Origin of the sequence: Actinomyces sp. AC-20-1 (assembly GCF_023369555.1) — a bacterium.
Lineage (GTDB): Bacteria > Actinomycetota > Actinomycetes > Actinomycetales > Actinomycetaceae > Actinomyces.
The window spans coordinates 24,181-38,654 of record NZ_JACJVC010000002.1 but is presented as its reverse complement, the minus strand read 5'-3'; the positions used below and the strand labels follow the sequence as shown (position 1 = coordinate 38,654).

12 protein-coding genes are annotated in these 14,474 nt (G+C 73.1%); 4 read left to right on the top strand and 8 right to left on the bottom strand.

Features of this window, described 5'->3' with window-relative positions:
- Positions 1–41: 41 nt before the first annotated feature.
- Positions 42–1,607: a sensor histidine kinase gene (locus H6X67_RS01600; protein ID WP_249375574.1), complete on the top strand. Its 1,566-nt coding sequence runs from the start codon at positions 42–44 to the stop codon at positions 1,605–1,607.
- Positions 1,589–2,287, top strand: coding sequence for a response regulator (locus H6X67_RS01595; RefSeq protein WP_311765862.1), 699 nt, complete (start codon positions 1,589–1,591; stop codon positions 2,285–2,287). The genes H6X67_RS01600 and H6X67_RS01595 overlap by 19 nt, the downstream gene beginning before the upstream one ends.
- Here the strand turns inward: H6X67_RS01595 and pth are convergent.
- The 7 genes from pth to eno form a co-directional block, all read right to left on the bottom strand.
- Positions 2,277–2,879: an aminoacyl-tRNA hydrolase gene (pth, locus tag H6X67_RS01590; protein WP_249369190.1), complete on the bottom strand. Its 603-nt coding sequence runs from the start codon at positions 2,877–2,879 to the stop codon at positions 2,277–2,279. The genes H6X67_RS01595 and pth overlap by 11 nt on opposite strands.
- A 31-nt stretch (positions 2,880–2,910) precedes the next feature.
- A complete protein-coding gene (locus H6X67_RS01585; protein WP_249369191.1) occupies positions 2,911–3,513 on the bottom strand; it encodes a 50S ribosomal protein L25/general stress protein Ctc in 603 nt (200 codons plus the stop codon).
- A gap of 218 nt (positions 3,514–3,731) precedes the next feature.
- Positions 3,732–4,709: a type I 3-dehydroquinate dehydratase gene (aroD, locus tag H6X67_RS01580; RefSeq protein ID WP_249369193.1), complete on the bottom strand. Its 978-nt coding sequence runs from the start codon at positions 4,707–4,709 to the stop codon at positions 3,732–3,734.
- Positions 4,706–5,668 carry a Ppx/GppA phosphatase family protein gene (locus H6X67_RS01575; protein WP_249369195.1) on the bottom strand — a complete coding sequence of 321 codons (963 nt, stop codon included), beginning with the start codon at positions 5,666–5,668 and terminating at the stop codon, positions 4,706–4,708. Before H6X67_RS01575 ends, aroD begins: the two co-directional genes overlap by 4 nt.
- Before the next feature lie 19 nt (positions 5,669–5,687).
- On the bottom strand, positions 5,688–6,203 hold the full coding sequence (locus H6X67_RS01570) for a DUF501 domain-containing protein (RefSeq protein WP_249375576.1): 516 nt from the start codon (positions 6,201–6,203) through the stop codon (positions 5,688–5,690).
- Positions 6,204–6,217: 14 nt separating this feature from the next.
- On the bottom strand, positions 6,218–6,940 hold the full coding sequence (locus H6X67_RS01565) for an FtsB family cell division protein (RefSeq protein ID WP_249377003.1): 723 nt from the start codon (positions 6,938–6,940) through the stop codon (positions 6,218–6,220).
- 319 nt (positions 6,941–7,259) lie between these two features.
- The gene (gene eno, locus H6X67_RS01560; protein WP_249369660.1) at positions 7,260–8,546 is read right to left on the bottom strand and encodes a phosphopyruvate hydratase; all 1,287 of its coding nucleotides are present in this window, start codon (positions 8,544–8,546) and stop codon (positions 7,260–7,262) included.
- A gap of 193 nt (positions 8,547–8,739) precedes the next feature.
- Here eno and H6X67_RS01555 point away from each other — a divergent pair, with 193 nt between their 5' ends.
- Entirely contained in the window at positions 8,740–9,951 is a 1,212-nt protein-coding gene (locus H6X67_RS01555) for an AAA family ATPase (protein ID WP_249369662.1), read from the top strand.
- Positions 9,948–10,607 (top strand): RloB family protein, encoded by a 660-nt coding sequence (locus H6X67_RS01550; protein ID WP_249369664.1) that lies wholly within the window; start codon positions 9,948–9,950, stop codon positions 10,605–10,607. Before H6X67_RS01555 ends, H6X67_RS01550 begins: the two co-directional genes overlap by 4 nt.
- Before the next feature lie 69 nt (positions 10,608–10,676).
- On the opposite strand, the gene mfd is transcribed toward H6X67_RS01550, so the two are convergent.
- Positions 10,677–14,366, bottom strand: coding sequence for a transcription-repair coupling factor (gene mfd, locus H6X67_RS01545; protein ID WP_249377001.1), 3,690 nt, complete (start codon positions 14,364–14,366; stop codon positions 10,677–10,679).
- Positions 14,367–14,474: the final 108 nt, after the last annotated feature.

The following is a 14,474-nucleotide window of genomic DNA, read 5'->3' as shown; positions in this document are numbered from 1 at the left end:
GGCAGCGCTGTGAGCGCTGCGGCTGCTGTGACAATAAGGCCATGACCACCCGCGAGGTCCCTGCCGTGAGTATCCCGCCCTCCGCCCGCCGTCTCGCCCGCTGGCACGACTCTCACGCCCTGCTGGCGGACGTGCTCGTCGCCGTCGTCGTCCTCGTGCTCAACGTCCCCCTGGGGCTCGCCCCCCTGTGGGACGGCCACCTGGCGATGGTCACCGACGTGCGCGTGGTGCTCGCGGCCTCGGTGTCCGCCAGCCTCGTGTGCGGCGCGGGGATGTTCCTGCGGCGGCTGAGCCCGCGCCTGGCCTGGGCCCTGGTGACCTTCGTGCCGCTGGTGCACGCCGCCGTGGTCCCCCGGGTGCTGGGCCTGGGCGTGGTCGAGGGCTCCTACGTCGTGTGGTCCCTGCAGGCGGTCACCCTCATCGGCACCCCGGTGGTGCTCGCGACCCTGGCCTCGCGCCACCGCCTGGGGTGGGCGTGGGCGGCGTGCGCGGTCTCCACCCTCACCTCGATCCTGTGCGGGCGGCTGCTGGGCGGCAGCCTGGTGCTCACGCACCTGGGGCTCGTGGAGGTCCTCATGCCCTACGGGCTGGTCAACGTCATCGGCACGCTGGTGGGGATCATCATCCGCATCCAGCGGGCCCAGGTGGTCGAGCTCGCCCAGCGCAACGACCGGCTGGCCCTGGCCCGTGAGCAGGCGGCGGCGCTGGCCTCCGCCAATGAGCGCAGCCGTATCGCCCGGGAGATGCACGACGTCGTCGCCCACTCCCTGGCGGTGATGATCACGATGGCCGACGGCGCGGCCGCGGCGGTGGAGCGCAACCCGCAGATGGCGAGGGAGGCGCTGGGCGTCCTGGCGGAGACCGGCCGCTCGGCGCTGGCGGACACCCGCCGGCTCGTGGGGGTGCTGCGCGACGACCCGGGGGCCTCCTCGGACCCGGCCCGGCGCCACGAGGCCGCCCCGGCGGCGGCCTCACCGGAGGCCGGTGGGCCGGCTACCAGCGGGCCGGCAGCCAGCGGCCCGGCCACTGTCCCCGGCGCGCCCGCCGTGCGCGCGCTTCCGGTGCCGGAGTTCGCGCCCCCGGGCACCGTGGCCCCGGCGGAGCCCTCGGCGCAGATCGCGGCCCTGCGCCTCACGGCGACCGACTCGGGCACGGACCGCTCCACCGGGGACCTGCCGACGGCGCCGGCCCCGGAGTCGGCGGACCTGACGGTGCTGGTCGAGCGCTTCACGGCCGCGGGCGTGCCGGTGGAGTACGAGTGGGTGGGTGAGCCGCTGCCGGACGACAAGGGCCTGCAGCTGACGGTCTTCCGCATCGCCCAGGAGTCCCTGACGAATGTGCTGCGCTACGCCCCGACGACGAGGCGGGTGCTCGTGCGGCTCGTGCGGCGCACGGGCACGGCGGTCCTCACGGTGGACAACGACGCCGCCCCGGGCTCGACGCCGGTGCACGGCTCCGGCAAGGGGCTCATCGGCATGAGGGAGCGGGCCGCCGTCTATGGTGGGACCGTGGACGCGGGCCCCACACCCACCGGTTGGCAGGTGCGCGCGGTCCTGCGCTGGGACGAGAGCAACGAAGGGACCACGTCGTGGCAGATGCCGTTCTGACCTCCGAGGAGGCCACCCGCCCCGTGACCGTCGTGCTGGCGGACGACCAGGCGCTCATGCGGATGGGTTTCCGCATGGTGCTGGACGCCGAGGACGGTATCGAGGTCATCGGTGAGGCCTCGGACGGCTCCTCGGCGCTGGCGCAGGCGCGCGCGCTGCGCCCGGACGTCATCCTCATGGACGTGCGCATGCCGGGGATGAACGGCATCGAGGCGACTGAGACGATCACCGCCCAGTGCCCGGGCACGAGGATCCTCATCCTCACGACCTTCGACCTGGACGAGTACGCCTTCGCGGGCCTGCGCGCCGGGGCCAGCGGCTTCCTGCTCAAGGACACGCGCCCGGCGGAGCTGGCGGAGGCGATCCGCACGGTGGCCTCGGGTGAGGCGGTCGTCTCGCCGCGGGTGACGCGGCGGATGCTGGAGATGTTCGCCTCGCACCTGCCGCAGGACGGCCAGGAGGCGGCCTCCGAGGACGGGCGCATCGCGGCTCTGACACCGCGCGAGCGCGAGATCCTGGTGCTCATGGCGCAGGGGATGTCGAACGCGGAGATCGCGGACCACCTGGTGGTCTCGGCGACGACGGTCAAGACGCACGTGGGCAACGTGCTGGCGAAGCTGGACGTGCGCGACCGGGTGCAGGCCGTCGTCGTGGCCTATGAGACGGGGCTCATGAAGTAGGCCGGTGCAGCCTGCCCTGGGCGGCCTCGAGGCCGAGGGCGACGACCTCCTCGACGGCGTCGGCCGCCTGCTCGAGGGTGACGGCGAGGGCATCGCGCTCGCGGGCCGGGAAGTCGGACAGGACGTAGTCGGCCGGGTCCTGGCGCCCGGGGGGTCGTCCGACGCCGACCCTCAGGCGGGCGTAACCGCGTGTGCCCAGGGCCTGGCTGATGGAGCGCAGGCCGTTGTGCCCGCCCTCGCCGCCGCCGCGCTTGAGCCGCAGCTCGTGGGCGGGGATGTCGAGCTCGTCGTGGATGACGAGCAGCCGGGCGGTGGGCTCGACGCCGTAGAACTGGGCGAGCGCCTTGACCGGCCCGCCCGAGGTGTTCATGTAGGTGGCGGGGGTGGCGAGGATGACGCGCGGGCCGGGGGCGCCGCCGGGCATGGTGCCCAGTCGCGCCTCGGCCACCTGCGCGCGGGTCTTGTGCCGGGACAGCCGGGACCCGGTACGCCCGGCCAGGACGTCGATGACCATGTGGCCGACGTTGTGGCGGTTGCGGGCGTACCGGGTCTCGGGGTTCCCCAGCCCGACGATGAGCCAGGGGTCGCTCATGCGAGCTCCTTGTGCGTGGGTGCCGTGCGGGTCACTCGGCGGCGGGGGCCTCAGCGGCCTCCTCCTCGGGGGCCTCCTCGGTGGAGACGGCGGCCTCGTCGGCGACGTTGACGACGCCGGTCTCGGCGTCGGTGACAGCCTCGACGTGGGCGGGCAGGGCGAGGTCGGCGACGGTGATGACGGTGCCGGGGGCGACGTCGGTGACGTCGATCTCGATGGACTCGGGGATCTCGACGGCGGGGGCGGAGACGACGACGTGCGCGGACTCGATCATGGGCAGGGCGCCGGGGGCGGCCTCACCGGTGAGGACGACGGGGACCTCGACCTCGACGCGCTCGTTGCGGTTGACGAGGAGGAAGTCGACGTGCTGGACGCCCGGACGGATCGGGTGGCGCTGGACGTCCTTGGCGAGGGCGAGGACCTTGTCGCCGTCGACGTCGAGCTCGACGAGGGCGTTCTCGTTGCCGCGCAGGGCCAGGCGGGTGGTGTGCTCGTCGAGCAGCAGGTGGCGCGGCTCGGTGCCGTGGCCGTAGACGACGACGGGCACGAGGCCGTCGCGGCGGGCCTGGCGGGCGGAGCCCTTGCCGAAGTCGGTGCGGACGGTGGCCTTGAGGCTGATGGCGTTGTGGGCCATGGGGTTCTCCTCGGTTCGGGCGGGGAGCGGGCCCCGCGGGTCTGGTGGTCCGGCGTGGCGCGACGACGCGCAGCACCTTCCGGCACCACCACGTCGATCACGGATGCACGCGCGTCGCGCGTGTCCCTCGCCGGGGCAACGTGCTGAGCATACGGGCTGCGCCCCGTGGGGGGCGAGCCCGGTCCCGGTGACGCGGGACATACTCGGGGCCGGCGCGCTCAGCGGGCCCAGGTGAGGCGGGCGAGGGCCTGGCGCACCTGGGTGATCTCCGGCTGCCCGGGGGCGGAGGCGCCGGCCCCGGCGGTGGCGAAGGTGAGGGCGGAGCCGAAGACCCCGCCGAGGAGACGGGTGGGTACGCCCTGCTCGCCCATGGACATGGTGATGACGGGGACCTCGAGCTCGGCGCGGGCCCGGGCGGTGGCCCTCAGGAGGGTGAGGACGTCGTCGTGCCCGGCCTGCCCGTCGCGGGGCATGACGGCGGTCTTGGCGGCGTCCGCCCCTTCCTGCTGCATCCGGCTCAGGAGCGCCACGATCTCCTCCTGGCCGGGTGTGGAGGTGAAGAAGTGGGCGGAGACGACGACGGCGAGCCCGGCCTCGTGGGCGGCTGTGGACGCCTCCGTCAGGCAGCCGCGGGCGATCTCGACGTCGACGGCGCGCACGAGGTCGAAGCGGCCGGTGGCGCGCGCCTCGCCGAGAAAGCGGATCGTCTCGAGCAGGGTGCGGCGGTAGGCGGCGTCGTCGACGTCGGCGGCGCCCCCCTCCGCGGTGGTGCGCACGGTGAGGAGCACGGGGGTGCTGCGCCCCTCGGCGGCGAGCAGGGAGGCGGTGGCCAGTGCCGGTGAGGCCCAGGCGGCGGCCCGTCCCTGGGACGGGGCCGTGCTGTCCGGCTCGGGCTCGATGAGGTCGGCGCGCACCTCCACGAGGTCGGCGCCCAGCGCGGAAGCGACGACCGCCTGGCGCATGGCCTCCGCCTCGCTCCCGGTGGTGGTGGCGACGGCGATGAGCGGGACCGGCCCGCCGAGCACGGGCCCTGCCACCCCAGCTCCCCCGGCGGGGCCGACTGCGCCGAGCGGGACGGGCCGCGGTGCGCGCGGGCCGCCGGGGACGCTGAGGCCGGCGGCCTCGACCTCGGCGCGCAGGGCGGCCAGCGCCTGCGCGAGCCGGTCGCCGTCGGGCAGGGCGTTCGGGCCGCTCACGGGCGGCCCGCCAGGGACAGGGCGATGCCGTCGAGGATGTCGTGCAGGCTCGTGACCGTCGTCGTCAGCGGGGCCCCGGCCGCGGTGGTGCGCTCGACCGCCCGGGCGACCACCTCGGACCACACGAGCGCGCCGGCGGCGATGACGTCGCGGCGGCCGGGGCGCAGGTACCCCCAGGACTCACGCTCGGCCGGGGTGGAGTGCAGCACCGCCTCGCAGGAGGCGAGGGTGTCCTCGACGCTGAGACGGGCGCCGTCGAGGGCCTCGGGGTCGAAGGCGCGCAGCCCCAGGGCGTGGGCGGTGATGGTCGTGATGGTCCCGGCCAGGCCGACGAGCTCGGTGGCGCGCTCCACGGGCACGCTCCGGCCGGCGGCGTCGAGCAGGTCCCGCACGTGTGCGCGGGCGGCCGCCTCGGCGGCGGGGGTGACGCCGTCGGCGAGGTAGCGCTCGGTGACGCGCACGCTGCCGGTGTCCATGGAGCAGGCGGCGGCGGGGGCGTCGGTGCCGAGCACCAGCTCGGTGGAGCCGCCCCCGAGGTCGACGACGAGGCGTGTGGTCTGCGCCGTCCCGTGGGCCCCGGACAGGGCGCCGCAGAAGGACAGGCGGGCCTCCTCGTCGCCGGAGACGACCTCGGGCTCGGTGCCCAGGCGCTCGCGCACGCCGTCGACGAAGACGGCGCGGTTCTCAGCGTCGCGGGTGGCGGAGGTGGCGACGAAGCGGACGCGCTCGGCGCCGAGCGCGCGCAGGCGGGTGGCGTAGTCGTCGACGACGGCGAGCGTGCGCGCCAGGGCCCGCTCGTCGAGCCGGCCGGTGCGGTCCACTCCCTGACCCAGGCGCACGATCTCGTTCTCGCGGACGAGGGGGGCCAGTCTGGGGGCGCCGTCGGGGCCGGGCAGGAGGTCGGCGACGAGCAGGCGGATGGTGTTGGTCCCGCAGTCGATGGCGGCGACGCGTGTCATGGTGCTCCTTGGGGCAGGGTCAGCAGCTGCAGCGGGCGGGGTCCCACAGGCCTCGCTCGCGCAGCACGTCCAGGGTCCGGTCCCCGATGGGGTTGACTCCGGGTCCTGCGGCCAGCGCGTGCCCCACCACGGCGTGCAGGCACTTGACGCGCGTGGGCATGCCGCCGGCGGAGACGCCGTCGATCTCCTTGGGGGTGCCGAGCTCGGCGCGGCGGGCGAGGTAGTCCTCGTGGGCAGCGGCGTAGGCGGCGGCGACCTCGGGGTCCTCGGCCAGGAGGGTGTTGTAGTCCTCCATGAGGTGCTCGGCCTCGAGAGTGGAGCAGCCCTTCACGGCGACGGGGTGGGTGAGGTAGTAGCTCGTGGGGAAGGGGGAGCCGTCGGGCAGGCGGGGGGTGGTGCGCACGACGGTGGGCCGCCCGCACACGCAGCGGGCGGCGATGGCGACGACACCGCGCGGCACGCGGCCGAGCTGCTCACGCAGGGCCTCGAGGTCGGCGTCGGTGACGGCCGGCGCGACGGCGTGGTTCTGGGTCATGGGGGTCCTCTCGGTCACGGCTCGTCGACGGGGGCGGGCGCGTCGCCGGGGGCCTCGGCGGGCGGGGCGCTCGGCGTCGGCACGGTGGGCACGGCGGTGGACCAGCCCCGCTGGGCGGGCTCGGCGGGCTCGGGCCCGCCGGTCTGCCCGGCGACGCGCGCGGACTCTCGCACGATCTCGTACCAGGGTCGGGTGGTGCCGCCCGAGGCGGTGGCGGTGGACGCTGCCTGCTCCTCCTCGAAGGCGTCGGCACCGACGACGACGTAGGTGGTCTCGCCCGGCATGACGTAGGACAGGCGCTCGCGGGCCTGGGAGCGGACGTAGTCGTCGTCCTGCCACTTGGCGAGCTCGGCCTCGAGGGCGGTGGAGACGGCCTCGGCCTCGTCGATCTCGTGGAGGATCGCGTCGTACTGGGCGCGCTGGGAGAGGTAGCCGCGCAGGGAGGGGAAGGTGATGATGAAGGCGCCCAGGAGGACGAGGGCGATGATGAGGACGCGGGCGGGCACGGCCACGCCGTCGGCGCCTCCCAGGCGCAGGACGGTGTGCTCCGGCGCGGGCGGGGTGGCGGTCTCGGGGCGTGCTGAGTGCGCTGCGGCCCGGGGGGTGGCGCGGGGCGCGGTGGGCTTGTCGCCGGTGCGGCCGGGGGCGGGGGTGGCGGCGCGTGAGGCCGGGCGTCCCGAGGGGCGCGCGCCGGGGCGGCTGCCCGGGCGGGCGGGGGTGGGGCGTCGCGGGCTCATGGGGGCATCCTGCCCCAGCCTCCTGGGAGCGCGCTCCACGCCCCGGGGCGCGTCGCTCACGCCCACCCCGTCCTCCCCCGCCCAACTCCTCGGTTTGCGCTCGAACGTGCGGCAAACTCTCAGGGAGTTCGCGCGCGAACCGAGGATCTCGAGGGTGTGGCGGACGCGGCGGACGCAGCAGCCGCGGCGGGCGCGCCAGACACAGCCGCCATGCCGGACGCACGAGACGCAGCGGTGCCCGGGCACCGTCGGAGGTCCGACGGCGTCCGGGCACCGGTGGCTGCGCTCAGCTGAGGACGCTCAGCGCGCTGTGCTCAGCTCAGGCCTTGAAGCGGGGGAAGGCGGAGGCGCCGGCGTAGACGGCGTCCTCACCCAGGGCCTCCTCGATGCGCAGGAGCTGGTTGTACTTGTTGATGCGCTCGCCGCGGGCCGGGGCACCGGTCTTGATCTGGCCGGAGTTGGTGGCGACGGCGAGGTCGGCGATGGTGACGTCCTCGGTCTCGCCGGAGCGGTGGGAGGTCATCGACTTGTAGCCGGCGCGGTGGGCCATCTCGACGGCCTCGAGGGTCTCGGTCAGCGAGCCGATCTGGTTGACCTTGACCAGGAGGGCGTTGGCGGCACCCAGCTCGATGCCCTTGGCCAGGCGCTCGGGGTTGGTGACGAAGAAGTCGTCGCCGACGAGCTGGACGCGGTCGCCGATCTTGTCGGTCAGGGCCTTCCAGTCCTCCCACTCGTCCTCGCTGAGCGGGTCCTCGATGGAGACGATCGGGAAGTCGGTGATGAGCTTCTCGTAGTAGTCGACCATGTAGGCGTTGTCGCGGGCCTCGCCCTCGAACTGGTAGGTCTTGGTCTTCTCGTCGAAGAACTCGGTGGAGGCGACGTCCATGGCGAGGGCGACGTCGGCGCCGGGCTTGTAGCCGGCCTTCTCGATGGCCTCGACGATGAGCTCGAGGGCCTCGCGGTTGGAGTCGAGGTTGGGGGCGAAGCCGCCCTCGTCGCCCAGGCCGGTGGACAGGCCGCGGGCCTTCACGACGGCCTTGAGGGCGTGGTAGACCTCGGCGCCCATGCGCAGGGCCTCGCGGAAGGTCTTGGCGCCGATGGGGGCGATCATGAACTCCTGGATGTCGACGTTGGAGTCGGCGTGGGAGCCACCGTTGAGGATGTTCATCATCGGGACGGGCAGGACGTGGGCGTTCGGGCCGCCGACGTACTGGAAGAGGTCGAGACCGGCGGACTCGGCGGAGGCCTGGGCGGCGGCGAGGGAGACGCCGAGGACGGCGTTGGCGCCGAGCTTGCCCTTGTTGGGGGTGCCGTCGAGCTCGATCATGAGGCGGTCGAGGCCGCGCTGGTCGGAGGCGTCGTAGCCGATGATCTCGGGGGCGATGAGGTCGTTGACGTTGGCCACGGCCTTCTCGACGCCCTTGCCCAGGTAGCGGGACTTGTCGCCGTCGCGCAGCTCGACAGCCTCGAAGGCGCCGGTGGAGGCGCCGGAGGGGACGGCGGCGCGGGCGGAGGCGCCGTCCTCCAGCAGGATCTCGACCTCGAGGGTCGGGTTGCCGCGGGAGTCGAGGATCTCGCGGGCGTGAACGTTCTCGATGAGGGCCACTGTGGGTGCTCCTTGCTGGATCGGATCAGGGTGCGGGTCCAGACTACCGGCCTGGTGGGCGGATCACGAGGGCCATGGTCCTCGGGCGGCATTCACCTGCGGCGTGACGCCGTCCTCATAGTCGGCTGGCAGCTGGTTGTCACCATGCAGAAGACCGTTTGACGGGACCCGGGGACTACCGGACACTACAGGCATGCTCATCCGTGCCGAGGTGGAGAACTTCCGCTCCATCGACGCCGCCGTGGAGCTGTCGATGGTCGCCGTCGACGAGGAGCGCGACTGCGTCCGCCCCGCGCCAGGCGCGGGCGTCGTCATCCTTCCCGTCGCAGGGATCCTCGGGCCCAACGCGTCGGGCAAGACGAATGTCCTGCGCGCTCTCAACTGGCTGGCCCGGGGCGTCAAGGGATCCATGTCCGAATGGACTGACAGGATCCCTGTAGAACCCTTCGCACTCACCTCACCGGCGCGCCCGACGACGTCCTTCACCGTCGCTGTTCTGGTCGACGGCCACGTCTTCGAGTACCTCATGGACCTGACAGCCGACAGGATCGAGTACGAGGCGCTGTTCCGCCTCGACGGCGAGGAGCGGGTCCTCGTCTTCGAGCGCGAGGACAACGAGATCGTCCTCGCCCCGGAGCGCGAGGACAGGCTCCGAGGCACCCGGCTGATCCTGTCCTCACGCGCCTTGGCCCTGTCCGTCATGAGAGAGCGCTTTGGTGACCGGGACGTCGACGGGGTTGCCAGGACGCTGGTCTCCATCGACTTCCTCAGCCCCAGGACCAGCCTGTGGCTGGGGTTTCAGGAGTCCACTCTGGACGCCTTCGAGGCGGACTCTCCTCGGCGCGAGCGCGCGCTGTCGCTGTTGCGCCTGGCCGACCTTGGTATCACCGACGCCACGGTGTCCTCCATCGACCGTCTGCCGCATCGGGCTCTCCAGGATCGCAAGCTCCGTCTGCTGCATGACGCGGGCAACGGCCCCGTGCCCTTCACTCGCGACCAGGAGTCCGCAGGCACTATCGAGTGGCTGCAGACCATCGGGCCGGCACTCACCGCTCTCGGTCGAGGCTCGCTCCTCCTGTGCGACGAGATCGACGCGAGCCTGCACCCGACGCTCACCGTGGAGCTGCTCCACCTCTTCCAGTCGACGGAGATGAACCCTCTCGGTGCGCAGCTGATCTTCACCACGCATGACACGAACCTGCTCAACCACCTCAACCGGGACGAGGTCTGGCTCACCCACCGTGACGATAAGGGCTCCACGTCCCTGCGGGCCCTCGCAGACTTCTCCGGTCGGAACGTCGAGCAGTCCCGGGGCCTGGAGCGGTCCTACCTCGACGGCGCCTTCGGGGCTCTGCCGGACATCCGGCGCTACGAGATGCAGCGGGCCCTGGGGCTGGTCCCATGAGCGCCCGGGACCATCACCGGTCTCGAGAACGGGGACTGCGCCGGCTGGGGGTCGCAGGCACTCCTCGGATTCCTGTCTTCCATGTCTTTGTCGAGGGCTCCGTAACAGAGCCGGAGTACGTCGAGAGGCTCCGCGAGGTTTCCGACGTCGCAGGTGGGATCACAATCAAGGTGCACCACCCTGGCAACAGTCCGCGCCCGATCGTCAACGCTGCCGTGGCAGCACGCGACGCGAGCGCCGACGGCGACATCCACCAGTTCTGGGCCGTTTTCGATGTCGAGGCCCCGGATCCTCACGGTGACCTGAGCGACGCGATGTCGCTCGCTCGACATCATGACCTCCCCACTGCCGTGTCCAACCCTTGCGTCGAGCTGTGGCTGCTCCTGCACACTGGGGACCAGGACGGATACCTCGACAGTACGACGGCCGAGTCCAGGCGCCGTGCGATGGACGGCTCGAAGGACAAGCACCTGACGGAGCGGACCCCGGTCAGCTCCGAGAGCGTCTCGCGCGCCTGTGCGCGCTCCCGCAGGCTCCGGCAGCGTCACAAGGACAATGGGACGGTGTTCCCGGATGACAACCCGTCGTCCGGCATGGACCTCCTCATCAGCGCCATGAGGGAGGTCTCCGCCACGCGGCGAGCCTCCCGCCGGTGAGAGCACAGGAGCCGGGGCCCGTCCGGGCTCAGGACCCCGGAGCATCGCAGTTCCATGGCCCCGGCCGGCTCAGCGGCGCCGGCGGTACCGGGTCGCCTCGACCTCGTAGGCCTGCTCGCCCTCGACAACGGCGTGCAGCAGCACCTCGGCCCAGCGCAGCAGCTCCTCGCCCTCGATGGCGCCGCCGCCCATGCGGGCCTGGCCGGGGGCGGGCACGACGATGGTGCGGGTGGCGGGTTTCATCGTGGTGCCGGGGTAGAGGCGGGTGAGCCTCATACGGCCGGACTCGGGCAGGTCCACGGGGGCGAAGCGGATGGAGCGGCCCTGGGCGACGATCTCGCGCACGCCCAGGCGGGCGGCGAGTGAGCGCAGGCGCGCGAGGGCGGCCAGGCGCCCGGTCGCCTCGGGCACGGGCCCGTAGCGGTCGGTGAGCTCGTCGAGGACGTCTTGGATGGCCTCCTCGCTGCGGGCGGCGGCGAACTTGGTGTAGGCCTCCAGGCGCAGGCGCTCGTGGGGCACGTAGTCCTCGGGGATGGTGGCGTCCACGGGCAGCTCGACACGCAGGTCCTCGTCGATCCCGGCCCCGTCCTCGCCGGCGCGGGCGGCGGCGTCGGAGGCGGTGGCGGGGTCGATGGCGAGGGCCTTCTTGTAGGCGGCGACGGCCTCGGAGACCATGCGCACGTACAGGTCGAATCCGACGCCGGCGATGTGCCCGGACTGCTCGCCGCCCAGGAGGTTGCCGGCGCCGCGGATCTCGAGGTCCTTCATGGCGACCTGCATTCCGGCGCCGAGGTCGGTGTTGGTGGCGATGGTGCGCAGGCGCTCGAGGGCGGTCTCGGTCAGGGGCTTGTCGGCCGGGTAGAGGAAGTAGGCGTAGGCGCGCTCGCGTCCGCGCCCGACGCGTCCGCGCAGCTGGTGGAGCTGGGACAGGCCGAAGCGGTCGGCGCGGTCGACGATGAGGGTGTTGGCGTTGGACACGTCGAGGCCGGTCTCGACGATGGTGGTGCACACGAGGACGTCGATCTCCTTGTGCCAGAAGCGGTCGATGACCTCCTCGAGGCGGGACTCGCTCATCTGCCCGTGGGCGGTGGCGACGCGGGCCTCGGGGACGGTGTCCTGGATGCGGGCGGCGACGCGGTCGATGTCCTCGACGCGGTTGTGGACGTAGAAGACCTGCCCGTCGCGCAGGAGCTCGCGGCGGATGGCGGCGGAGACCTGCTTGGTCTCGTAGGCGCCGACGTAGGTGAGGATGGGGTGGCGGTCCTCGGGCGGGGTGGCCAGTGTGGACATCTCGCGCAGGCCGGTGACGGCCATCTCGAGGGTGCGGGGGATGGGTGTGGCGGACATGGACAGGACGTCGACGTCGGTGCGCAGCGCCTTGAGCGTCTCCTTGTGCTCGACGCCGAAGCGCTGCTCCTCGTCGATGATGACGAGGCCGAGGTCCTTGAAGCGGACCTGGCCGGTGATGAGGCGGTGGGTGCCGACGACGACGTCGATGCTGCCGGAGGCCAGGCCCTGAAGGACCTTGTGGGACTCGGCGTCGGACTGGAAGCGGGAGAGCTGGGCCACGGTGACGGGGAATCCGGCGTAGCGCTCGGTGAAGGTCTCGGCGTGCTGGGAGACGAGCAGGGTGGTGGGCACGAGGACGGCGACCTGCTTGCCGTCCTGGACGGCCTTGAAGGCGGCGCGCACGGCGATCTCGGTCTTGCCGTAGCCGACGTCGCCGCAGATGAGGCGGTCCATGGGCTGGGGCTTCTCCATGTCGGCCTTGACGTCGTCGATGGTGGAGAGCTGGTCGGGGGTCTCGGTGTAGGGGAAGGCCTCCTCGAGCTCGGTCTGCCAGGGGGTGTCGGGGCTGAAGGCGTGGCCGGTGGTGGCGGTGCGGGCGGCGTAGAGGCGCACGAGCTCGCCGGCGATCTCGCGCACGGCCTTGCGGGCGCGGGACTTGGTCCTCTGCCAGTCGGCGCCGCCCATCTTGTTGAGGGTGGGGTTGTCGCCGCCGACGTACTTGCTCACCTGGTCGAGGGCGTCGGTGGGCACGAGGAGGCGGTCGGCGGGCTGGCCCCTCTTGGAGGCGGCGTACTCGATGACGACGTACTCGCGGGTGGCGGCGCTCTTACCGGAGCCGATGGGGCGGCGCATGAGCTCGACGAAGCGGCCGACGCCGTGCTGGGCGTGGACGACGAGGTCCCCGGGGTGCAGGGAGAGGGGGTCGACGCTCTTGCGGGGGCGGCGCGAGGGCAGGATCTTGCGCTCGCGGGGGCCGGTGGCGGCGCGGCCGGTGAGGTCGGACTCGGCGATGAGGGCCAGTCGCAGCGTGTCGGAGACGAAGCCGTGCCCGGCGCTGGCCTGGGTGACGCGCACGACGCCGTCGGCGGTGATGTCGGCGGGCTCGTCGAGCTGGGTGACGATACGGGAGGGGACGCCGCCGTCGGACAGGAGCTCGGCCATGCGGCGGGCGGGCCCGGGACCGGGGGTGGTGACGATGACGCTCCAGCCGTCCCTGGCGAGGGAGCCGAGGTCGGTGACGGCCTCGGTGAGCCGGCCGCTGTAGCCGCGGGGGTCGCGCAGGGGCAGCTCGGTGGTTCCGGGGGCGGCCTTGAGGGAGGTGAGTGACCACCAGCCGCGGTTGGTGGACAGAGCGAGGGCGCGGGCCTCGGCGAGGTGAGCGAAGGCGGCTGCGGACAGGTCCACGGGGGCCTGGCCGCCGTTGGCGGCGCTGGTCCAGGCGGCGGCGAGGAACTCCTGGGTGGTGGCGGTGAGGTCCTCGGCGCGCTTGCGCAGGCGCTCGGGCTCGAGGCCGACGACGAGGCGGTCCCCGACGAGGTCGAGCAGGGGGACCATGCGGGGCACGAGGACGGGGGCGAGGGACTCCATGCCCTCGACGGGGATGCCCGCGGCGATCTTCTCGAGCATGTCGGTGGCGCCGGGGATGACGCCTTGGAGGGCACGGGCGCGCTCGCGCACGGTGTCGGTGAGCAGGATCTCGCGGCAGGGGTGGGCGGTGACGGTGCCGAGCTCTTCGACGGTGCGCTGGTCGCTGACGGAGAAGGAGGAGACGGACTCGATCTCGTCGCCGAAGAAGTCGATGCGCACGGGGCGGGGCTGGGTGGGTGGAAAGACGTCGAGGATGCCGCCGCGCACGGCGAACTCGCCGCGGTTCTCGACCATGTCGACGCGGGTGTAGGCGGCGTCGGCCAGGCGTTGGGCGGTGGTCTCGAGGCCGGCGTTGAGCCCGTGGGTGAGGGTGACGGGCTCGAGCTCCCCGAGTCCGTCGATGACGGGGGCGAGGAGGGCGCGCACGGGTGCGACGAGGACGCGGATGGGACCGCGGGCGGGGTCGGTGCGGCCGTCCTCGGGGTGGGCGAGGCGGCGCAGGACGGCGAGGCGGGTGGCGACGGTGTCGGCGCGTGGGGACAGGCGCTCGTGGGGGAGGGTCTCCCAGGCGGGGAAGACGGCGACGTCGTGCTCGCTGAGGTAGCAGGTGAGGGCGGCGGCGGTGTCCTCGGCCTCGCGGGTGGTGGCGGTGAGGACGAGGAGGGGGGTGCCGGTGGCGGTGCTGTCTGGGGCAGCGGCGGGGGCTCCGACGGCGTGGGCGACGCCCTGCTCGCCGAGGGTGAGGGCGGCGAGGACGGCGGGGCGGGCTCCTGGGGCGACGACGGCGGTGCGGTCGGTGCGTGTGGGTGCTCCGGCGGCGGCCACGAGGGCGGCGGTGGCCGGGTCGGTGAGCAGTGGGGGCAGGACGGCGGTGAGTCGCATCAGCGGGGATTGTACGGGCGGGACGCCTGAGCGCCCTCACCCCGGGTGGGGTGAGGGCGCTCAGGTTGATGGGTGCTCAGCCTCTGCTCAGCAGCGGCTGGGCTGCGT